Origin of the sequence: Maribacter sp. MMG018 (genome assembly GCF_018100785.1) — a bacterium.
GTDB lineage: Bacteria > Bacteroidota > Bacteroidia > Flavobacteriales > Flavobacteriaceae > Maribacter.
The window spans coordinates 495,966-518,142 of record NZ_JAGJEC010000002.1; the positions used below are offsets into that span (position 1 = coordinate 495,966).

The 22,177-nt window shown below is 38.0% G+C and carries 22 protein-coding genes and 1 riboswitch; of the genes, 10 read left to right on the forward strand and 12 right to left on the reverse strand.

The window, feature by feature from the left end:
- Positions 1 to 9: 9 nt before the first annotated feature.
- The 3 genes from J8L85_RS10330 to J8L85_RS10340 are packed head-to-tail and all read right to left on the reverse strand — an operon-like array spanning position 10 to position 2,983.
- A complete protein-coding gene (locus J8L85_RS10330) occupies positions 10 to 798 on the reverse strand; it encodes an ABC transporter ATP-binding protein (protein ID WP_348771759.1) in 789 nt (262 codons plus the stop codon).
- A 7-nt stretch (positions 799 to 805) separates the two neighbouring features.
- On the reverse strand, positions 806 to 1,837 hold the full coding sequence (locus J8L85_RS10335; protein WP_211016996.1) for an iron ABC transporter permease: 1,032 nt from the start codon (positions 1,835 to 1,837) through the stop codon (positions 806 to 808).
- Positions 1,838 to 2,983, reverse strand: coding sequence for an ABC transporter substrate-binding protein (locus J8L85_RS10340; RefSeq protein ID WP_211016997.1), 1,146 nt, complete (start codon positions 2,981 to 2,983; stop codon positions 1,838 to 1,840).
- An 87-nt stretch (positions 2,984 to 3,070) separates the two neighbouring features.
- Positions 3,071 to 3,271: riboswitch (cobalamin riboswitch) on the forward strand.
- Positions 3,272 to 3,342: 71 nt separating this feature from the next.
- Here J8L85_RS10340 and J8L85_RS10345 point away from each other — a divergent pair.
- On the forward strand, positions 3,343 to 5,220 hold the full coding sequence (locus J8L85_RS10345; protein WP_211016998.1) for a TonB-dependent receptor plug domain-containing protein: 1,878 nt from the start codon (positions 3,343 to 3,345) through the stop codon (positions 5,218 to 5,220).
- A gap of 53 nt (positions 5,221 to 5,273) precedes the next feature.
- Here J8L85_RS10345 and J8L85_RS10350 read toward each other — a convergent pair whose 3' ends face one another.
- Positions 5,274 to 6,734, reverse strand: a complete 1,461-nt coding sequence (locus J8L85_RS10350; RefSeq protein WP_211016999.1) for a S41 family peptidase — start codon at positions 6,732 to 6,734, stop codon at positions 5,274 to 5,276.
- Between the two features lie 27 nt (positions 6,735 to 6,761).
- Positions 6,762 to 8,276, reverse strand: a complete 1,515-nt coding sequence (locus J8L85_RS10355) for a S41 family peptidase (protein WP_211017000.1) — start codon at positions 8,274 to 8,276, stop codon at positions 6,762 to 6,764.
- Between the two features lie 231 nt (positions 8,277 to 8,507).
- Here J8L85_RS10355 and J8L85_RS10360 point away from each other — a divergent pair, with 231 nt between their 5' ends.
- The 6 genes from J8L85_RS10360 (at position 8,508) to J8L85_RS10385 (ending at position 12,210) form a co-directional block, all read left to right on the forward strand.
- Entirely contained in the window at positions 8,508 to 9,017 is a 510-nt protein-coding gene (locus tag J8L85_RS10360) for an RNA polymerase sigma factor (protein ID WP_211017002.1), read from the forward strand.
- The gene (locus J8L85_RS10365; protein WP_211017004.1) at positions 9,004 to 9,438 is read left to right on the forward strand and encodes a hypothetical protein; all 435 of its coding nucleotides are present in this window, start codon (positions 9,004 to 9,006) and stop codon (positions 9,436 to 9,438) included. Before J8L85_RS10360 ends, J8L85_RS10365 begins: the two co-directional genes overlap by 14 nt.
- A 17-nt stretch (positions 9,439 to 9,455) precedes the next feature.
- A complete protein-coding gene (locus J8L85_RS10370; RefSeq protein ID WP_211017006.1) occupies positions 9,456 to 10,001 on the forward strand; it encodes a DUF4252 domain-containing protein in 546 nt (181 codons plus the stop codon).
- A 94-nt stretch (positions 10,002 to 10,095) separates the two neighbouring features.
- Positions 10,096 to 10,638, forward strand: a complete 543-nt coding sequence (locus J8L85_RS10375; protein ID WP_211017008.1) for a DUF4252 domain-containing protein — start codon at positions 10,096 to 10,098, stop codon at positions 10,636 to 10,638.
- Between the two features lie 63 nt (positions 10,639 to 10,701).
- A complete protein-coding gene (locus tag J8L85_RS10380; RefSeq protein WP_211017011.1) occupies positions 10,702 to 11,241 on the forward strand; it encodes a DUF4252 domain-containing protein in 540 nt (179 codons plus the stop codon).
- A gap of 156 nt (positions 11,242 to 11,397) precedes the next feature.
- Positions 11,398 to 12,210 (forward strand): mechanosensitive ion channel domain-containing protein, encoded by an 813-nt coding sequence (locus tag J8L85_RS10385; RefSeq protein WP_211017013.1) that lies wholly within the window; start codon positions 11,398 to 11,400, stop codon positions 12,208 to 12,210.
- A 68-nt stretch (positions 12,211 to 12,278) separates the two neighbouring features.
- Here the strand turns inward: J8L85_RS10385 and purB are convergent, their stop codons facing one another.
- Both purB and J8L85_RS10395 read right to left on the reverse strand, forming a co-directional pair.
- A complete protein-coding gene (gene purB, locus J8L85_RS10390; RefSeq protein ID WP_211017015.1) occupies positions 12,279 to 13,622 on the reverse strand; it encodes an adenylosuccinate lyase in 1,344 nt (447 codons plus the stop codon).
- Between the two features lie 99 nt (positions 13,623 to 13,721).
- Entirely contained in the window at positions 13,722 to 14,303 is a 582-nt protein-coding gene (locus tag J8L85_RS10395) for an adenylosuccinate lyase (RefSeq protein ID WP_211017017.1), read from the reverse strand.
- Between the two features lie 39 nt (positions 14,304 to 14,342).
- On the opposite strand from J8L85_RS10395, the gene J8L85_RS10400 reads away from it, so the two are divergent.
- On the forward strand, positions 14,343 to 14,816 hold the full coding sequence (locus tag J8L85_RS10400; RefSeq protein WP_211017019.1) for a heme-binding domain-containing protein: 474 nt from the start codon (positions 14,343 to 14,345) through the stop codon (positions 14,814 to 14,816).
- On the opposite strand, the gene J8L85_RS10405 is transcribed toward J8L85_RS10400, so the two are convergent.
- Positions 14,779 to 15,471, reverse strand: a complete 693-nt coding sequence (locus tag J8L85_RS10405; RefSeq protein WP_211017020.1) for an NAD-dependent deacylase — start codon at positions 15,469 to 15,471, stop codon at positions 14,779 to 14,781. The genes J8L85_RS10400 and J8L85_RS10405 overlap by 38 nt on opposite strands.
- A gap of 46 nt (positions 15,472 to 15,517) precedes the next feature.
- Here J8L85_RS10405 and J8L85_RS10410 point away from each other — a divergent pair, with 46 nt between their 5' ends.
- Both J8L85_RS10410 and J8L85_RS10415 read left to right on the forward strand, forming a co-directional pair.
- Positions 15,518 to 16,174, forward strand: coding sequence for an RNA methyltransferase (locus J8L85_RS10410; RefSeq protein ID WP_211017021.1), 657 nt, complete (start codon positions 15,518 to 15,520; stop codon positions 16,172 to 16,174).
- Between the two features lie 44 nt (positions 16,175 to 16,218).
- Positions 16,219 to 16,746, forward strand: coding sequence for an SRPBCC family protein (locus tag J8L85_RS10415; RefSeq protein ID WP_211017022.1), 528 nt, complete (start codon positions 16,219 to 16,221; stop codon positions 16,744 to 16,746).
- Positions 16,747 to 16,825: 79 nt separating this feature from the next.
- On the opposite strand, the gene J8L85_RS10420 is transcribed toward J8L85_RS10415, so the two are convergent.
- From J8L85_RS10420 to J8L85_RS10435, 4 genes are all read right to left on the reverse strand, one after another.
- Positions 16,826 to 17,647 carry a metallophosphoesterase gene (locus J8L85_RS10420; protein ID WP_211017023.1) on the reverse strand — a complete coding sequence of 274 codons (822 nt, stop codon included), beginning with the start codon at positions 17,645 to 17,647 and terminating at the stop codon, positions 16,826 to 16,828.
- A 39-nt stretch (positions 17,648 to 17,686) separates the two neighbouring features.
- A complete protein-coding gene (locus J8L85_RS10425; RefSeq protein ID WP_211017024.1) occupies positions 17,687 to 19,384 on the reverse strand; it encodes an alpha-amylase family glycosyl hydrolase in 1,698 nt (565 codons plus the stop codon).
- 50 nt (positions 19,385 to 19,434) lie between these two features.
- A complete protein-coding gene (locus tag J8L85_RS10430) occupies positions 19,435 to 20,205 on the reverse strand; it encodes a carboxypeptidase-like regulatory domain-containing protein (RefSeq protein ID WP_211017026.1) in 771 nt (256 codons plus the stop codon).
- Positions 20,206 to 20,283: 78 nt separating this feature from the next.
- Positions 20,284 to 22,068: a DEAD/DEAH box helicase gene (locus tag J8L85_RS10435; RefSeq protein ID WP_211017028.1), complete on the reverse strand. Its 1,785-nt coding sequence runs from the start codon at positions 22,066 to 22,068 to the stop codon at positions 20,284 to 20,286.
- Positions 22,069 to 22,177: the final 109 nt, after the last annotated feature.

Consider the following 22,177-nt stretch of genomic DNA (forward strand, 5'->3'; position numbering starts at 1 on the left):
AGATACATGTTACTTCTGAATTCGGAAAGTTCCGGATATACTATCGAACACGACCGTGTTGGAGGGGAACAAACTTTCGAAAGCCTTATTTTCTATGAGTTTCGATGGTTTTTCAAAGGGGTTTTTATGGCCGTCCAAAATTAAAATTTTATCACACAATTGAATGGCCATTTCAATTTCATGACTGGTAAATACGATTGTTTTATTGGTTTTGTGGGCTATGGATTTTAAAATTTTAAGTATCTGTACCTTGTGGAACAGATCAAGATGGGTAGTGGGCTCGTCCAATAAAATAATGTCCGTATCCTGCGCCAATGCCCTTGCGATGAGTACCCGTTGCAATTGGCCATCACTTAGTTCGTAACATTTTTTTTGCTTCAGGTTGTCCAGTTCCAATATCTGTACGGCTTCGTTGATTTTCGATTTATCGGTCGGCGATAAATTACCTATCCAATTGGTATAAGGTTGTCTGCCCAGAGCAATAAGCTCAACAACGGTCAAATTTTTAGAAGCAATGGGTTCGGTCAGCACAACACTTACTTTTTTTGAAAAATCTATAGGAGCAAAGTCGGTTTGTGGTTTTCCTTCAAATAAAATATCTCCCGCTATTTTAGGTTGAAAATTGCCTATAGTTCTTAGTAAGGTAGATTTGCCGATTCCATTTATTCCCACAATGGCCATAAATTCACCCTGACTTGCCTTAAATGAAATATTGTTACATATAGGGGTTGCATTATAACCTATCGAAAGATCGTTAATATCTAGGGTACTATGTTTATCTGTATTTTTTATGATAATTCAGTATTTAAAAAACCATTTTTCTTTTTCGTACCAAAAGCCAAATAACGACAGGAGCTCCTATAATGCTGGTTATCGCATTTATGGGAAGAACACTGGCCATACCCGGTAACTGGGCCACAATATCACATATCAACAATATTATACTGCCATATATTAGTACTGCAGGCACCAAAACTCTATGGTCGGTCGTATTAAAAATTTGCTTGGTCAAATGGGGTACCGCCAATCCAATAAATGCAATGGGGCCGGCAAAGGCAGTAACACTGCCAGCTAAGATACCTGCGGCCAAAATAATTAGCAGCCTGGATTTTTTTATGTCTACACCAAGGCTTCTCGCATAATTTTCTCCCAATAGATATCCATTGAGAGGTTTAATGGAAAGTATGCTCAGTACAATGCCGGTAATGATCGTGATAGAGAGAATACCCAGTTGTTGCCAAGATAAATTTCCTAGGCTACCAAAAGTCCAATAAATATATTGTTGTAGCTTTTCCGCATCTGTAAAATAGGAAAGGACGCTTACTATGGCTGCAGTGATGCTACCGAACATTAAACCAATGATCAATAGGGCCATTGTGTCCCTTATTTTAGCAGAAACGCCAATTACCAAGAAAAGCACTAAAAAGCTACCCAAACTAGAGGCAATGGCCAATGAAATATCATTAATAAGGGCCAGCGATAAAAAGCTTGATAGAATGGAAGCTCCCATAATAAGTATGGCGGCCCCTAAACTTGCTCCAGAACTTATTCCCAGTACAAAAGGCCCTGCCAATGGATTTCTAAACAAGGTCTGCATTAAAAGACCGCTTAGGGCCAAACCGCTGCCTACCAGTATTGCGGTTATAGCTTTTGGAAAACGATAATTGAATATGATATATTCAAAAGCGGGGTTGTCTATGGTAAATCCAAAAATAGCTTTTAATGTATCTGTAAATGAAATGGTTACGGACCCTAAGCTCAAGTTAAGTATAAAGCAAAAGCACAAGACCGCGAAAAGAACCGCAAACCGAAGAAAATATGTTTTCGTTTTATTCAATTATTTCAATGGCTTAAAAAAGAATGGTTCATGTTTTGGCAAAAGTCCTGGATGCAAAATATGAATCAGGTCCTTTAGTACCAAATCGGGTCTTTGGGGAGCAAGTTCATAATACAACAGGCCTCCTGTTTCACCTACAGTGCTTGAAAAAGTATATATTTTTTTATTTTGAAAAGCATCAAATTGTTTATAGTGTTCGCTGGAACTGGACATATCTTCATAACCTACAAATTGGGCCGGGGATATCCAATATTCCGCATTTTTTGCTTTTTGCAGTACGTGTTCCCAACTAAGTGACAAGCTACCGGTTTCGGTTGTTTCTTTCCACAGATAATCTGCATTGGCATCATTTATAAACTGGGCTGCCCAGCTATTGCCACCGGGAAGATACCAAACATCTTTATACATGGCCCCACTAAGCACCGTAGGGCTATGCGATGCGCTTTTTGCAATCTGTTTTGCAGATAGATAGCCTTTTTCTATATCGGAAAAAATTTGCGCTGCTTCTTTTTCCTTATTAAAAAATGGGGCAAAAAATTTGATCCATTCGGCCTTTCCCAATGGTGTTTCCTCCGTCCAATCACCATTATATACCACGGGGATATTGGACCGTTCTATATTTTCATAGGCACGGTTCTGCGCATTGATACCAAAACCGACCACAAGATCAGGCCGTAAAGATATTACCATTTCGGTATTAATGGTCTCGTTGTTTCCCAATTCAATAATCTGGCCGCTTTCTATGCGTTTTCTAGCTTCTTTTGATGAAATGTATTGTGTATCGGGGAATCCGGTTAATTTATCCAGCTCATTTAAAGCTTCCAACGCAGGAATGTGGGTTGTGGAAGTGACTACCACGGTTTGGATAGGAACCGGTATTATGGCATCAAAATCGGTTTTGTTAAGGTTGATCGTGCCCGCTTTTTCTTTTGGCACCAGTGCATATGTGAAAGAAGCTTCAGCATTGGGCCAAGGCGAAGTCAACTCTATAATGGTAACACCGTCGGTCGTTTTTTTCAAGGTAAACCCCTGAGCATATTCAATAGGGTCAGCTTCAGCATTGTATTGGGGTGGTTTTGTTTCTTTTTTCTCGGATTTACATCCAAAAACAAACAACAGGGCAATGAAATAAAAAATCTGTTTCAAAAGATGGTGGTTTTTATAAATGCTTTTTCAAAAGTAATATTATTTAACTCTTGCCTATAAAAATGGACAAAATGTTTATTTTCGCCCCGAATTTTGGTTCAAGATGGTTTTTACATAACTGTTTTGATTAAAAGGGAATCCGGTGAAAAACCGGAACTGTTCCCGCAACTGTAAGCTCAGCCGTTTATCGGCACTTATTGTAGACTTCAAGACCACTGGTTTTTATAGACCGGGAAGGTAAACAATAAGATGCAAGTCAGGAGACCTGCCAAATTCAAACAACTATTGTTAAACTTTCGGGATAAAGGTTTACGTATGGGTACAGACATACTATTCGCTCGAACAAGAGATTTAAAAAAATGAACAAAAAACTTGTAGGTTTTGGTGGCTTGGCATTGCTATGCACCAACGTAATTGCACAGCAAGTAGTGCAAAATGATTCTATTTCGGTCCAGCAATTGGACGAAGTGGTCGTAAGTGATTCTCGTTTTAAATTAAAAAGGGAAAATTCAGGTAAAACGGTGATTAAAATTTCAGCCGAAGAATTGGAAAGAAACCAAGGGCGTTCGGTGGCCGAGATTATTAACACTAAAAGTGGATTAGAGGTAAATGGTAGCAGAAGTTATGCGGGACAGAATATTTCTGTGTACGCAAGAGGCGGAAACAATCGTCAGGTTCTGGTGATCATTGATGGTATACAGGTATCGGACCCTTCTAATGTAAGTGCCGAATATGACCTTCGTTTGTTGAACACTTCACAAATTGAAAGTATAGAGATCATAAAAGGGGCTTCCAGTACCCTTTATGGCAACTCTGCAGCAACGGCTGTCATCAATATAACAACTAAAAAGGCAAAAGAAGATGGCTTGGCTTTAGATGTGTTGTCAAGTGTTGGCACCAATCAACCAGAGAACGATCAGAATTATAATATTTCCGATTTTTCCAATACGGTTACTATTACTGCCAAAGAGGGAGGTTTAACTGTCTTGGCCTCTGGTGGGCATCAATATACCGATGGTTTGTCTGCAGCGGTCGGAGAGGAGGCCGACGATTTTTCTAGAATAGACGGTACTGTTAAAATAGGGTATCGGTTCTCTAACAAGTTAGATCTAACGGCATCCGCTTTTTACAACAAACTAAATGCGGAGTACGATAATGGGTTTCCTATAGAGGATGCAGATTTTTATTATAAAGGAGAGCAGTCTCGATTTGGTCTTGCGGGAACTTACTTTTACAAGAACGGGGAAATACATGCAAATACTGCTTTTAACCAGATAAATAGGGAGTTTGTTTCGAATTTTCCTTCGGCGTATGATTCTGAGTCTTTAGTGTTCGATGTATTTAATAAATATACTTTTAATAAGAATCTACACACTGTTCTAGGGGTAAACTATGTTGATGGCAAAACACTGTTCGATGAAGAGAAAAATGCGAATAATTTTGATCCCTATGCGAATGTTGTCTATGTAAGTGATTTTGGTCTAAACTTGAATATTGGGGCAAGGTTGAACAATCATAGCGAATATGGCAGTAATCTCATTTATAACATTAACCCTTCTTACCGTGTTAGGGTCAACGATGGGTATATTAAGGTGATGGGCTCTTACGCAACATCGTACATAGCGCCGAACCTTTCGCAGTTGTATGGCCCGTATGGTGCCAACCCTGATTTGGAACCCGAAGAAGATACGACCATAGAGGGAGGCTTAGAGGTGAAATTTTCTGATTGGCTAAGGTTGAGTGGAATCTATTTTAATAGAAGGGAAGAAGGGCGTATCGGTTATGTTACCATTAACCCAGAAACGTTCGAAAGTCAGTACAGAAATATTCTAGAGGATGTTAATTTGTCCGGTATAGAGATAGAGCTGCAGGCAAAACCCATAAAGAATATGGATGTTTCCGCTAATTACACCTTAACGGAAGCAGAGGAGGATCTGGCTTTGAGAATACCAAAGAACAAGATCAATGCAACAGTAGGGTATACTTTTGGAAACAAGACCTATGCTTCTGTGATGTACCAAAATGTCTCTAGCCGAACCGATACTGATTTTATTACCTATAGTACCGTAGATTTAGAGCCTTTTAGTCTTGTGGACCTTTATTTGAAACATGAGGTTTGCGATCAATTTAGTTTTTTTATATCGGTCAACAATATCTTCAACGAAGAGTATGTAGAGATACTTAATTATACTACGAAAGGAAGAAACGTTCGTATAGGAATGAATTTAAAATTATAAACAAGGAAAAGGCGGCTAAAAAGCCGCCTTTTTTAATTTTTTTTGATTATTCTTTATTCCAAGTTGGTGTTGTAATGTGTGTCGTCAATCATTTTATCCTTGAAAGGACTATACCTTTTAGAGCTACTAAAAATTTCAATGGGGTTTTGGACCGTGAAGTCCGTTTTTCCGGTAGTTCCCGTTATCTCTTGAATCGCACGGGCCAATAAGGGCTCGTTCAAATCTCCTAGAATTCCCAAATTATCATAATCTTCCTTAAGTAGAATATCCGGTACCAACCCACTGGTAAAGTCAGAGAAACCATCTGCATTTTCATTTCGGCCCAAAAGGGGCTGTATGGCCCATTCGTTGTTCGAATTTATTTGGTTTACCCTACTTGGGGTATATAGGTAAGAGTTTTCCCTATCATCTACCAAAGTAGTGGAAAACTCATTTTTTCCCCGTGTTACATCACCAATATGTACAATATCCATATAAGGTTCTAAACTATTGATCAAAAGCTCACTGGCCGAAGCGGAGCTGGCCGTGGTTAGGACATATAGTTTTGATAGTCGTAAAGGGTCGATAGTATTACCTTCAACTTCATTAGTAAAATATACCTCTAACTGGCTTTCCGAAAGTTGTTCTTGAACCTTGTCATTGTACCTTTTTCTTAAGAACAGATTGCTATTGTCCGTATCATAGATCATACTGGCCAGTAGTCTTGTAGTGTTTACGGACCCACCAGGATTATATCGTAGGTCCAACACCAGTTCTGTTATACCTACATCTTTTAAGCCAGCGATGGCATCATATAGATCGTTGTCATATTCATTGGTAAACTGGTTGTACATTAGGTAACCGATTGTAATACCGTTTATCTCAAATGATTTGGAAATAAATACCGGGTTTTCTGCAAGGGCCTCTTGTTTGGTCAATGATACTTCCTCGTCATTTTGTACTACATCGCCATTGGCAAAATCGGCCATATTCAACACATAAGTGTCATTATCCCCAAATAGTAGGTCGGCATAGTTATTGATCGTAAGTGTCTGCCCGTCTACACCGGTAAAAAGGTCTCCTCTTTTAATGTTCTTGGTAGCTGCATCAGAATTCGCTACAATATATCGTACGTACCCGAATACTTCATCGCTATTGGCCTTACGCACCAATCCAAATTCTAATCCGTTACTTCTAGAGATACCTGCCAAAGATTGCGTTAATACCCTATAATCGGAATTGTAGAAACTAAATCTGTCCTCAATATATAGAAGTTTATTGTCGAAAAAGGCTCCGGGGTCATCTTCAGACTCTAAGAATGCGGTATAGGTTTCAGAATCGGCAAACCTATCGTCTGCCAAATCTGGCATATCCGCTTGCCAGAAATACCAAAAGTTCATTGCTTTCCACATAAAGTCTTGTACGGTTACATCTGCAGAGGACAATGGATCTATGGTACCTGGAATACTGAGCTCATCGTCTTTGGAACAAGAGATGACGATTACCGTTAAAAATAAAATTAAGAACCTTTTCATTATAGGTAGAACTTTGAAAGCTGTGTTTTATTTTAGTTTATCTATAGGATTTTTAGAGACTCGTCTCAAATTATCCAAAATAAGAACGTTTTTTCTGTCGTCGAACAGTTTAGAGCTAGAGACCAGATTGGCCGGCATTACCACTTCAAAACTTCTTTTGGCACTAATACCGGTAATTTCTTCTATGGCCTTGGCCAATAATGGTTCATCGGGATCACCTAATGTGCCTAATTTGGTTACATCCTCTTCTAGTTCTATGTCAGGAATCAGACCATCGGCATAATCAGAGAAACCTGCACTGTTTTCGACCCTGCTTACTATAGGTTGTAGCGCCCACTGGTTATCCGGATTAATTTGGTCTTCCGTTTCTTCGTCATAAAAATTGCCATTTTCCGGATTATCCACAAAAGTGATCGACCCTTGGTTTTTACCAACAGTTGTGGTTCCGATATGTACTACTTCCATATATGGCTCTAGCCCTACCATGACCAATTCACTTGCCGAAGCCGAAGAATCTGTGGCAAGAATATACACTTTACTCAAGTTTAAAGTGTTTAAAGGCGTATCTGTATTACCAAACAACGTACCGGTAGTGGCCACGAAATTATTATCGAGTTCCCCTTCTTCGAAAAGGGCCTGTAATTTTGCGTTATATCTAGTGGTGTACAACAAATCGCTGGTATTGGTACCGTATATAAGGCTGGCCAATATTTCGGCCGTAGATCCGCTACCTCCCAAATTGTATCGTAGGTCTAGAACAAGATCGGTAACATTCTGACTCTTAAACTCTCCAAAAACTTCGTTAAGAGCCTCACCAGATCCCCCTATAAACGAATTGTACATAAGGTAGCCGATTCTTTTATCCCCAATGTTAAGAACGGTATTGGTTAAAATAGGATCTTCGACCAAACCTTCTTGTTTTGTAAGAGAGACCTCTTTACCATTGGGACTAATAGTATTGTCCTCGATGGTGGCCATATTTAGAACATAAGTATCGTTATCTCCGAAAAGTAAATCGTAGTAATTGTCCACCGTAAGGTCGATTCCGTTTACACCTATAAAATAATCACCCCTTTTAATATCTTTCGTAGCTGCATCGGAACCTTTTACCACATATTGTACAAATCCGAAAACGTCATCGGTATTCCCGATTCGGCTAAGGCCGAACTCTAATCCGTTACTTTTTGATATACCTGAAAGGTAGTTCGTTAATTCCCTGTAATCATCGCTATAAAATGTAAAGCGGTCTTCTTCATAAAGAAGTTCGTCTATTAAAAAATCTTCGGGATCCTTATGTTCGGCCAAATAACTTTCATATTCTGTTTGGGTGGCAAAACGGTCATCTGCCAAAACGGGTACATCACCTTGCCAATAATAATAAGCATTTAAGGTTTGCCACATAAAATCCTGTACCTGAATATCAACTTCTTCAGCAACTTCATCGTCGGTAACTTCCTCTTCAACTACTGGGTTGTCATCATTTTTTTTACAAGAGACAACGATTATCCCTAAAAATAACAGGTGGAAAAAATACTTCTTCATAAATTCTTTTTGTTTTTATTAAAGTCCTTTGAACAAGTATTATACCAATAATGAGATGTAAAATAATCGTAGGGGACTTTAGGTAATTAATTATTATACGTAATAAACATTGATAAGAGATGTTAAATTTACCTAGATGAAACAGAAAAAAAAATTAATTGTAACAAAATTCGTTTAACCTCGTCTTCCTAATATAAACCGGTAATAAGGTTTATGGACAACTAAACCAGCATGAAACAAGGGGAATTTTTAAATGTGGTAATGCCTTTTAAGGATAAATTATACCGACTGGCGAAACGTCTTTTGGTCTCTAGTGAGGAGGCAGAAGATGCCACACAAGAAATTTTGTTGAAGTTGTGGGCCAAAAAGAAATCAATGGCCAATTACAAAAATGTAGAGGCTTTTGCCATGACAATGACTAAGAATTTTTGTTTAGATCGCTTAAAGTCGAAACAGGCAGGTAATTTAAAATTGGTTCATAGTAATTATAAGGAAGAAGGCACAAGCTTACAAAACCAAGTAGAGGCACGAGATAGTATAAGTTGGGTAGAGAGAATAATGGAGGAGTTGCCCGAACAACAAAAAATGGTATTGCAGTTGCGAGATGTAGAGCAATATGAATATGATGAAATTGAAGCATTGTTGGGTATGAAGCCAACGGCTATACGAGTAGCTCTATCTAGGGCAAGAAAAACAGTAAGAGAAAAATTAATGGAAAAACATAGTTATGGAATTGGATAACATAGAAAAATTGTTGGAAAAATATTTTGAGGCCACTACAACGGTTGCCGAAGAAGAGGAGTTAAGGCGATATTTCTCTAAAGAAGATATACCGGCCCATTTAGAGCAATACGCTTCTATGTTCCAATATTTTAATTTGGCAAAAGAAGAGCGTTTTACCAAACAGTTGGCATTAAAACCTAAAACGCACCTTTATAAATGGGCTTCTGTTGCAGCGGTGGCAGTGTTGGCTTTTGGGGTGTATTTCGGAAACGACTATCGCCAGCAAAAACAAGCGGAAAAAGAGGAAGCTTTATTTGCCTATAACCAAACAAAAAAGGCCTTTGCGCTTTTGGCGGAAAACTTTAATAAAGGAACACAAAAGGTTGCTTATTTAAAGGAGTTCGAAGAGGCTAAAGGGAAAATTTACAATAACGATTAAAATTAAAAATAGAAGAAATGAAAAAGATAATAGTAACCGTAGCATTGGCATTGATATGTTCTACAGGGTTTTCTCAATCCGTGTTCGATAAATACGAAGATTTAGATAATGTAAGTGCCGTTGTAGTGAACCAAAGTATGTTCAGACTACTGTCAAATATAGATGTAGAGGTAGATGACCCAGAAGCCAAAGACTTTATGGACATTGCCAAAAGTTTAAAAAACTTAAAGGTCTTTGTTACAGAAGACAAAAAAATATCTGCGGATATGTTGGGCACCATGAATTCTTACCTAAAGTCAAATTCATTGGAAGAACTGATGCGTGTAAAGGATAAGGATGCGAACGTAAAGTTTTACATTAAGCCAGGAAAAGACGAAGACCATGTAAGTGAGTTGCTTATGTTCGTTACCGGTATCAATAATTCAGATGTTGAGCTGAACGGAAGAAAGGTCGAAACGGTACTATTATCCTTGACCGGAGATATAGACCTGAACAAGATAGGCTCACTTACCAGTAAAATGAACCTTCCGGAAGAATTGAACAAAGCCGGAAAGGACAATTAAAATGATTGACCGGTCAGATTTAGGTATTCTAAAATTAGGCCGAGAGATCGATATATAAATAATTCATCAATAATAAATCAAAAAACAAACAGTCATGAAAAAATTAGCAGTAGTACTTTTAGTAGCCATTTTACCCGTATTTGGATTTTCACAATCGGTATTCGATAAATATGAAAGTATGGATAACGTGGGTTCTGTCATCGTAAATAAAGGAATGATAGATCTGGTATCAAAGATAGGAGCTTTGGACGATGATCGGGAAACACAAGAATTCGTGGAAGTCGCAAAAGGACTTAAAGGGGTAAAAGTGTTTATGACAGAAGATAAATCTGTCTCCGCAGATATGGCCAAGACGGTCAAGAAATATTTAAAATCCTCAAGGTTAGAAGAATTAATGAGGGTTAAGGATAAGGATGTCAATGTTAAATTCTATATCAGAAATGGAAAGAAAAAAGACCATGTAACAGAATTGTTGATGTTTGTTTCTGGAATGGATAACGTTGAAATTGGACACAACGGAAGAAAGCTGGAAACGGTTCTGGTAAGTCTTACCGGAGATATAGACTTGAATAAAATAGGGGCTTTAACCGATAAAATGGATTTACCCCAAGACCTGAACAAGGCAGGTGGCAAATAAAAACATCTAAAAAGACCTATCGAACAATCGATAGGTCTTTTCTTATTTTAAAATATGATAACTATGAAAAAAATTAAAAATGCGATTGTTCTTGTTATAGTGGTAATCGTAAGTTCTTGTTCCTCTACCCAGAGCCTGCAAGAATATTATATAGACAATACCGAGAATCCCAATTTTTTACATCTAGATATTCCAACGAGTATTTTGAATATTAAAGAAGCGGACCTGTCGCAGGAACAACAAATGGCATTGGCCTCTTTAAAAAAATTGAATATTCTTGCCTTTAAGAAAACAGCGAGCAATGCGGATGAATATAAATTAGAGAAAAAACAGGTAAGGGCTATTCTGTCGGCAGATGACTATACGGAATTAATGAAAATGAATACCGATTTTGGCCGTGCAACAATAAAATATTTAGGAGACGACGACGCCATTGATGAGGTAATTATATATGGTGATAATAAAGATAAAGGCTTTGCCTTGATAAGGGTATTGGGAAATAATATGAACCCAGCACATTTTGTACAATTATTACAGGCCATTCAAAAATCTGATTATAAAGGAGAAGGTCTGGGCGAGATCAGAGACCTGTTTAAAGGTTAAAACATAAAGTATCTTTAAAGAAAAACCTGTTATGATATCATAACAGGTTTTTTGTTTTCCATGCTGAAATTTAAATTTTGAATACAAAAGAGTGACCTTTTACTAATTTTAGTGTCACACTAATAAATAACCCTTAAAACTAAAATTAGAGAAAAAATGGAACAGAACGCACAAGTATGGATAGATAAAGGAATAGGACTCGCAATAGAGTATGGCCCCAAATTATTAATGGCAATTTTAATTTACATTATAGGTTCTTGGGTAATCAAGAAATTAATGAACCTTCTTAAAAAGGGGATGACAAAACAAGACTATGATAAATCGCTTCAAAAATTCTTGTTGAGCCTAGTTAAATGGGGACTTACCATTTTTCTTATAATAACGGTCATTTCTACCTTGGGTGTTGAAACTACTAGTTTGGCAGCTGTTATAGCCGCGGCCGGTTTGGCAGTCGGTTTAGCCTTACAGGGGTCGTTGTCGAACTTTGCCGGTGGTGTTTTGATCATAATCTTTAAACCATATAAGGTCGATGATTTAATAGAGGCCCAAGGTGAATTGGGGCATGTAAAGGAAATAGATATTTTTACTACCAAATTGATAACGCCGCAAAACAAATTGGCTATCGTACCGAATGGGGCAATGGCGAACGGTAATATTGTTAATTATACCGCCGAAGGAAAAATGAGGGTAGATACCGTGATAGGAGTAGGGTATGATGAAGATATTAAGAAAACGAAAGAAGTATTGATGGATGTTTTGGCCTCTAACCCAAAAGTTCTTTCAGATCCGGCACCATCTGTAAACGTTATGGAATTGGCCGATAGCTCTGTAAATTTTGCCGTACGTCCATACTGTAGACCAGAAGATTATTGGGACGTGTATTTTGGAACGATAGAAGGGTGTAAACTGGCCTTGGACAAAGCTGGTATCGAAATACCATATCCACACGAGGTACAGATAAATAAGTAATAGAATTTGATACTAAAGAAAAAGGACCGTTTTAAACGGTCCTTTTTTATTTACTATATTTTATAAAACTATATTCCTGTATAATTACTAGGTGTTATCTGTTTCAGTTCAGTTTTAATTTCGTCTGAAACATCTAATGTTTCTATAAAGGATGCAATAGATTGTTGGTTGATCTTTTCGTTGGTTCTCGTAAGTCCCTTTAGTGCTTCATAAGGGTTAGGGTAACCTTCTCTTCTTAAAATGGTTTGAATGGCCTCTGCTACTACGGGCCAGTTGTTTTCCAGGTCTTGTTCAAATTTTTCCTTATTGAGCAATAATTTGTTCAAACCTTTTATTGTAGATAGAAATGCTATGATGGTATGTGCAAAAGGTACGCCCACGTTTCTTAATACCGTACTATCGGTTAGATCGCGTTGCAGTCTTGAAACGGGAAGTTTTGCCGATAGGTGCTCAAAAAGGGCGTTGGCGATCCCAAGGTTTCCTTCAGAGTTTTCAAAATCTATAGGATTCACTTTGTGTGGCATGGCCGATGAACCAACCTCTCCCGCTTTAATTTTTTGCTTAAAATAGTCCATGGATACATAAGTCCAAAAATCACGATCCAAGTCTAAAATAATGGTGTTAATACGTTTCATGGTATCAAAAAGAGCTGCCATATGGTCATAATGCTCAATTTGTGTTGTGGGAAAAGAGTGGTACAACCCTAATTTATCCTGCACAAATTCTTGACCGAATTTTTTCCAATCAATTTCTGGGTAAGCTACTTTATGTGCATTGTAATTTCCGGTAGCACCTCCGAATTTTGCGGCACTCGGAATGTCGTTCAATAAATTAAACTGTTCTTTTAGCCTAACAACGAATACTTGGATCTCTTTTCCTAAACGGGTAGGGGAGGCCGGTTGCCCATGGGTTCTTGCCAACATAGAAATCTCGGCCCACTCTTTTGAAAGTTCTTCTAGCTTGTTTACTACATTTAGATATTCGGGAACGTATACATCGTTCAAAGCCTCTTTTATAGATAAGGGTATGGCCGTATTATTGATATCTTGGGAGGTGAGTCCAAAATGTATGAACTCTTTAAAAGAAGAAAGCCCCAGATTGTCAAAGGCTTTTTTTATAAAGTATTCGACCGCTTTTACATCATGGTTGGTCGTTTTCTCTATTTCTTTGATCTCTAACGCATCTTTAGCGTCAAAATTTAAATAGATATCCCGTAAGGCACCAAATTTTGAGTTATCAAAATCCACTAGTTGTGGCAATGGTATTTCACATAGGGCGATAAAGTATTCTATTTCTACCCTGACCCTGTATTTTATTAACGCTTCTTCAGAGAAATAGGGGGCTAGGCTTTCAGTTTTGTTTCTATATCTGCCATCTATCGGAGAAATGGCGTTCAATGCATTTAAGACCATGATGTTCGGTTTGTTTTAAGGAGGCAAATATACCGATAACTGATAGAGTTTAAAATACTTCTGAGAACTAAAATTTAGTAGATATTTTTTAATAGGGGGTTAAGTACGTTTGCCTTTCTTTCGTTGTAATTTTTTTAGTACCCTTTTGGCCCTTGCTTGGTATGCGGCACTACTTTTTACATAGTTCTGTTCCAACACCATTTTTAATTCTGGATGTATCCAGTCATATTCGGTTCCTAATAAAAATAATGTTGTCATGGCATATGCTTTTGGAGCTACTTTATGATTGCCTATCAACCAATCAAAACAGGTCGAGGTAATTAGCTCTAAATGATTGTTCTTGATGTGTTTGTGACTTTTATCCTTATTAGCGGAAAAATGGTCATCGATCAACAGTTCGCAAATTTTTGCCATGGGGCGTATAGAGGATTCTAAGATTACCTTGTCTATCACGTTTGTAAAATCGTCTAAATACGGGTACATGATAGCCAGTTCTTTTCTGGCGGTAAACTCCAAAACCCAACTTGCCTTACATGAAATTGGGTTGTTGTTTTTGCCGATTATCTCTAATAAAAGTTTTATGGATCCAGGTTCTGACAATACAATTTTGACCGCTTCTTCTCTTTTTGCAAGGGTGGCATCCACATAATTTAACAATTGATATAATCCATCTACGGTCATAGTATCGTAATTTTATAAATAAAAAATTTCCCCACTCAAATGAAAATACTGAAAAAAATTACAGTAGGCCTACTTTTAGTATTCATTGCCCTACAATTTTATAGACCGCAAAAAAATATCAGCAACGGTGATCATACCAAAGTTTTTGTAGAAGAAACAAATCCGTCAACAGAGGTTTTGGCTATATTAAAGACCTCGTGTTACGATTGTCATAGTAATAATACCATATATCCATGGTATAATCAGGTAGCCCCTGTTTCTTTTTGGTTGTCTGATCATATAAAAGACGGAAAAAAACATCTTAATTTTTCTGATTGGGAAAACTACACCAAACAAAAAAAGGATCATAAATTAGAAGAGATTATCGAAGAAGTCCAAGAAGGGGGCATGCCTTTAAGAGAATATACTTGGACACATAAAGAAGCTGATCTTTCTGAACAACAAACAAAACAGATAGTAGATTGGGCCACTAAAACTAGGTTATTGTACCAATTAGGGAATCAACCAAATTAGGGACACCCTTTTTTGCTTTTTCCGGTATTATCGTTAGGTTTTGTCTACTATTTTCAGAAATGGAGGGTTTAGGGTCAATATAATAAATAGGGGTTGTGTCGGTTGCAAAATCGATCAGGCTTGCCGCCGGGTATACCTGCATTGATGTACCAATGATAATTAGTATATCTGCAACGGCCGTTATTTTTATGGCTTCCTCCAAAAGAGGAACTGCTTCTCCGAACCACACGATATGGGGTCTTAATTGATATCCCCGTTCACAGGTGTCTCCCAACAACAAGTCTTTTTTCCAGCTTATTTCTTTTCCGTCTTCTTTGGTGCTTCTTACTTTTAATAATTCTCCATGAAGATGTATAACATTAGAACTGCCGGCCCTTTCATGTAAATCGTCTACATTTTGTGTGATAATGTGTACGTTGTAATATGATTCTAGTTGTTTTAGGGCGGTATGGGCGGGGTTTGGGTGCACTTGTAAAAGTTGCCTTCTTCTTTGGTTGTAAAATTCCAGTACCAACTCGGGGTTTCTTTCAAAAGCTTCTGGCGTGGCCACCTCCATGACATTATGCCCTTCCCAAAGCCCATCCGCGTCCCTAAAGGTCTTTAAACCGCTCTCGGCGCTTATACCGGCGCCAGTGAGTACTACAATGTTTTTCATGATCGCTTTTTGTTTCAAAAATATACTTTTTATTATCTTGGATTTTATGATCGATACAGAGCTTTTAACTTATTTGGAGGATTTTATATCCGAAGAACGAAAAGAACGTTTTATTTCAATATTAAAAGAACGTACTAAATTTATTACCGTAGCTATCGAAGATGTCTACCAAATGCACAATACCAGTGCCGTTATAAGAAGTTGTGAATCTTTTGGGGTGCAAGAAGCCCATTTGATCGAGGGTAGGTTCGGGAAACGTTTGGACAAGAATATTGCTATGGGGGCACAACAATGGGTAGATGTTTATAGGTACACCTCTTCGCGACAGACAATTAAAAATCTTAAGGACAAAGGCTATAAAATAATAGCCACTTCGCCACATGCCGACAGTTCTTTATTGACCGATTTTACATTCGATTCAAAAATTGCTTTGTTTTTTGGTACTGAGAAAGAAGGCCTGAGCGATGAGGTTACGACCAATGCCGATAGCTTTTTAAAAATACCTATGGTCGGGTTTACCGAAAGCCTTAATATTTCGGTTTCGGCGGCAATTATTCTTCATGATTTAACCACCAAACTAAAAAAGAGTGATTTAAACTGGCAACTGACACCTGAAGAAATCATTGAAAAAAGATTGGATTGGACCAAAAAATCAATTAAAAGTATTGATGATATTTTAAAAAGATTATACCAATCCAAATAATATTTTTACTATATTAAAGAAATAACCAACTAATTGATACACAAATGGATATAGTGATTTATATTTTGGTTGGCGTTGTTGCTTTGGTATTACTATTGGCAGTGGTCGCCCCTAAGTCTTACAATGTTTCTAGAAGCATAAATATCAATAGTTCTAAGGATGTTATATTTCCGTATCTTAAATATTTGGAAAAACAACGAGAATGGTCCCCGTGGTCGAAAAAAGACCCTGCGATGCAAACCAAGCTAACTGGTACAGATGGAGAAGTAGGAGCCGTAAGTTATTGGAATGGGAATAGAGAAGTCGGAGAAGGGGAACAGGAGATTAAAAAGGTTGTGGAAGGTGAAAGGGTAGAAGGTGAGCTGCGTTTTTTTAAACCAATGAAATCTCAATCGGATTGTTATTTTGTCTTAGAGGAATCCTCTGGGGATACATGTAAGGTTACATGGGGCTTTTCTGGAAAAAATAAATTTCCGTTCAGTATAATGATGCTTTTTATGAGTATGGACAAAATGGTGGGAAAGGATTTTGAGGAGGGATTACAAACCCTAAAAAGTATATTGGAAAACTAATGTCTATAAGGGGCAGAAGATTTTATGAACCTTGCAAACCACTATAAAATAAGTGTTGGTCAGTTTTTGTTACTAATTGCTATACATAGAAAATAGAGGCTTCTGCCCTTGCACCGAACCTTACAGGTAGTAACGTAGTGCCGATACCTTTAGAAACATACATTCTAATATTGTTGGTAGTATACCACCCTTTTAAGTAAATGCCACTACCGACCGGTTTAAATAATTCTTTGCCGAAAAAAGTAATCTGTCCGCCATGGGTATGCCCGGATAGTATACAGGTAATATTCACTTTTTGCGATGAGTTCAGTTCTGAGATGGTATCGCTGTATTCCGGACAATGGTTTAAGACAATGGTATCTAGTTGTTTGTTGTCCATATCGTTCGCGGCTTTTTGAAAATCGGCTGTACCCCCAACAAAATCATCGATACCCACTATGTTAATGCTTCTGGTGCCTTTGGTGAAAATATGATTTTTATTCACCAGAACAACTCCGTTATGTTTATTAAGTACCGGAGCTATTTCTTCATAAAGAATTTTACCCGAATGTTCTTTGTTACCGTAAATCAGAATTTTTAAAATGCTTTGGTCGAACAGGGCAAGTAGTTCATTTAGCATGGGTAGCTTACTTTTTCTAGTAATGGTGTCGCCCGTAAAGAGGATAACATCGGGTCGAATATTATTTACCTTCTCGACAATTGAAATGAGGGAGGAGTTGAGTTCCTTTAAATGTATATCGGATAACTGAATTAAGGTTATTCTGTTCTTTTTGTTTTTACTGATGTCAAATACGGTCCAATCGATAATATATTTTTCGAACCAAAATGCGTCCAAAGCAAAAAGGCTACCAAGACCAACAATAGAAAAAAACAATTTTTTGATAAACCCCCTTCTCTTCATTACTTCTTCAACTCTCTTCGATGCTATGCTATATTTCTTTTAAGGTTTAATGGCCAACTGTAATAGTGCTATATCGTAGTCATTATCCAAAAGTACTTTTCCGTTTTTGACTTCTACGGACGTTTCCGAATACGTATCAAATAATTTGGTGCCGTCGCCAAAAAAACCTTTTACCCAGATAGACTTTTTTCCTTTGGGTAAATCTAGGCCAACTACCACTTTGTCTTTATAATCGCCCTTTATATAGGTTCTTCCGAATGAATAAGGCGATTTTCCCAAACGTTTATGCCTGCCTGCCCCAATGGCGGGGTGGTTGTTTCTAAACTGCCCCAGTTTCTGCCAATACTTTAATGTTTCATGCACTTTTGGTACGGTATCGAGCTCGTTCCAGTTCATAAAAGACCTAAGTGTAGCGTCTCCTTGGGTACTATCTATGACCAAACTTCTTATGGTTTCGTCCCCGTAATAAATTTGTGAGGCACCTGGTGTAAGAAGAAGAACGTTGGCAGCCCTTTTCGACTTTGAACGTAGTTTGTCGTATGGGTTGCCATCGTCATGAGAAGTTAAATAATTAAGTACACTTTTTCCTTTTAATTGAGAGTGAAGTATTTTGTCGTATTTAGAGAAAATGGTCTCATAGTCATCTTTCGCATCCTCTTTCAGTTCAAAATTGATCAGGCTGTGGAAACCGTTTTTAAAATAATCTACTTTTTTATCACCAAAATCGTAATTTCTGCCAGATGAGATACCATATCCGTATACTTCTCCGACCATATAAAACTCAGCATCGTCCAAAACCGATTTTGGATGTTTTCTTTTCCATGTGTTAAAGGCATAGGATGCTTCTTTGTATAATTCGGCCCAGGCATTTTCATCAACATGCTTTACGGTATCTACCCTAAAGCCATCGATTCCGAACTCATGAATATAGTCTGTTAGCCACTTTATTATATAATATCTTGGAGCTCTCGGATAACCGGTTCTTTCAAAAAATAGTTGCAACTCGTCCAGTTCGGTACTTAACCTTCCTTCTTTTTTCCATTTTGCCAACAAATGATCGGGTAGTTTAACAGCTTCGTCCGAGGCTGTTATAATGTCTGGCAAGTTATTTACCAGTGTACAATTTGTGGTGTTCTCGTAGGTTGTAAATTCGCATGTAGGTTCGGTGATAACCCATTCTTCTGGCCAAACGGGATCTTCATCTGTTACCGGCCCCGTATGGTTAAGAACAACATCCATAATAATTCTTATACCATTTTTATGGGCAGTTCGCACTAAATTGGCCAAATCCTTTCTTGTCCCGAAGTTGGGGTCTAAAGCGGTCCAATCTTTGGTCCAGTAGCCATGGTAACCGTATGTGTTGCCCGTACCTTCATCGGTATCGCCATGTATTTGCTCTACGATGGGCGAAAACCAAATAGCGTTAATTCCGAGATCGGTAAAGTATCCTTCTTTAATTTTTTGTGTGATTCCTTCTATGTCTCCGCCCATAAACTCTCTGAGCTTTCCGGTTTTATGGGTACGCCCAAAATTTATGTCGTTATGGGGATTGCCATTATTGAATCTATCCGTAAGTAAAAAATAGATATTGGCGGCATCCCAAGAAAAGGGAGTTTTCTTTTTTGTGGTAGTCGGTGTGTTGTTAGAGGCTATAGGCGCTTTGGGGACCTCTTTGTTTTTTAAGTTGCATGAAAATAAAAGAGAAAATATACCTGCGACAACGATCAAGTTTTTCATATGCATCTTAATTTTGTTAAAGCTATAAAATGCAGATGGAAGGCTAAAATTTATTTCTTGCGATTTAAAACTTTAAACTCTTCATAACAGCTACTAATGGCGTCCAAAATTTGAAGGTCGTTCGCTGTTGTTATAAAAGATTTTGAATAATTACAATTGTTGAGGATGTCTTGAATATCCATTTTGTCCAATTGTAAAAGTTCCATCAGTGTTTCACGATCAAATTTAGAGGCTAGAAGATCACGTATCTGGTCGTCTTCCTTCATTTGACGCAGTTTTCTCATTTGTGCGGGTCTTTTTCCGAACAAATTCCTTAGTAGGTCTGCAGGGTTTAATATGGCACCTAAAACCTTTGTAACTGCACTTGGGTTTTTGTTACCGCCTTCGTAACCTACCGATAAACCAGAGATACTATATTGATATGCATTGTTGATAGGTAGGTTTTTAACGTCTATTTCTAAATATCCCGTTAGTTGATAGGGTCTTACGATAACCTCTTCAAGTGCATATGCAAGCTCTGTTAAGGCAATTTCGGTATTTTGAAACTTGAACATGTCGTTGGTTACCCTTATTTTCTGAGACTTAAAACCTAGGTAGGAAAAGTATAGGGTATCGTTAACGGCCGCCGAAATAGAAAATTCCCCTTTTTGGTTGGTAATGGTACCAATGACCTGATTAAGGTTTACGACGTGTACACTTTCTAAAGGTTCATCGGTTTGGGCATTTTTAACAACCGCCTTTAAAGATCTAATTGTAGAATCTTCTTGGGCAACCATAAAAACACTAAAAAAACAAAAAATTCCTACAATGAGAACACGCATAAATCTGTTTCGTCAAAATTTAAAGATACAAACAAAATAAAAAAATACGCCGAAGCGTATTTTTTAATATACAATTAACTAAAAGAAATCACCTTTTCTTTTTTGGCTCCGTCTTTTACCGGAATTTGGACTTTGTGAATTTCCGCGGTCCCTACCTTTGCTTCGGCTTCTATCATCGTTTCTAGAGCGACTTCTTCCTTTTCCCCTGTCTCCTCTAAAACCTCCGCCTCCGCGTCGTTTACCTCCGCCTCCGCCTGGATTCTTAGAGATTTCCACGTTTACGAACCTACCATCTACCTTAAAGTCTTTAAAGGTGCTCAGTATTTTCTCGGACACTTCGGCATCGGTGTTAAAGAAAGAGAAGCTTTCTTTGACATCTACCTTGAAAACATCTTCTTTGCCAAGCCCTACGGTATCTCTGATAAAATCTTTTAGGGACATCCAGTCATAACCGTCTTTTTCCCCGACATTAACAAAATACCTAACGGACCCATTACTCGGTACAGATGAGTTTCTTCCATAATCGTTATCCCTTCCGGATCCGGAACTAAGATCCTTCGCCTTATTGTAGTAGTTATAGAATCTTGTAAATTCTACGGAAACTATCTTTTTGATCAGTTCTTCACGATCGATACCCTGTAAAACATCATTGATGGCCGGTAGGTAGTTATCTACTTCCGGATTAATTTGGGTATCCTTTATTTTGTTGGCCAAATGGTAAAGTTGTATCTCGCAAATTTCCATTCCCGTAGGAACGTTCTTAGATATAAAATCCTGTTTTATCTTATTCTCTATTGCTTTGATTTTTCTTAGCTCACTTCGGGTGACTATTACCATAGAGATACCCGATTTTCCCGCACGTCCAGTTCTACCACTTCTGTGGGTATATGTTTCTATTTCGTCGGGCAATTGATAATTGATAACATGTGTAATATCGTCAACATCGATACCCCTGGCCGCAACATCGGTGGCCACAAGCATTTGAATCTGCTTTTTTCTGAACGCGTTCATTACAAGGTCACGTTGGTTTTGGCTCAGGTCACCATGCAACGCTCCGGCATTATACCCATCTTCAATTAGTTTTTCGGCCACTTTTTGGGTGTCTCGTTTTGTTCTACAGAAAACAACCGAAAAAATATCAGGATTCGTGTCCGCCAATCTTTTTAAGGCGGGGTAACGATCTCTGCCACTTACCACATAATATTCATGTTGTACAGTAGAAGCTCCCGAGTTTTTTGCACCTACCGTAATTTCTTGTGGCGAGTGCATGAATTTTTTTGCTATTACCGACACCTCTTTTGGCATGGTAGCGGAAAATAGCCATGTAGACTTTTCGTTGGGGGTATTTGACAGAATATCTTTGATATCTTCAAAGAAACCCATGTTCAACATCTCGTCCGCCTCATCAAGAACACAATAATCGATTTTGGTGATATCCACCAAACGACGATTGATCATGTCTTTCATTCTACCTGGGGTGGCCACGACTATTTGTGCGCCTCTTTTTATCTGTCTGGCTTGTTCGGTAATACTGGCACCACCATATATGGCAACCACATTAACGTTTTTCTCGTATTTGGAATAGAGTTGCAACTCATTTGTTATCTGTAGGCACAACTCACGTGTAGGCGATAATATAAGGCCTTGCGTTGTTCTACTGTTGCTATCTATTTTTTGAATCAGGGGAAAACCAAAAGCGGCGGTTTTTCCGGTTCCTGTTTGTGCAAGTGCTACCAGATCGGTCTCACTTTCCAATAAAATTGGGATTGCTTTTTCCTGTACTTCGGAGGGCGATTCAAAACCCATATCCGAAACAGCATCTAATAGAGACTTTTCTAGTCCCAGTGCTTCAAACTTTGTCATAATTATGTTATACTTAATCGCAAATAAGAATGTTGCTTAGAGCGATTATTTTATAACCTGTTTAGACTCAGCGCAACACATGCTATACCAGCGGCATTAATTAAAGCGG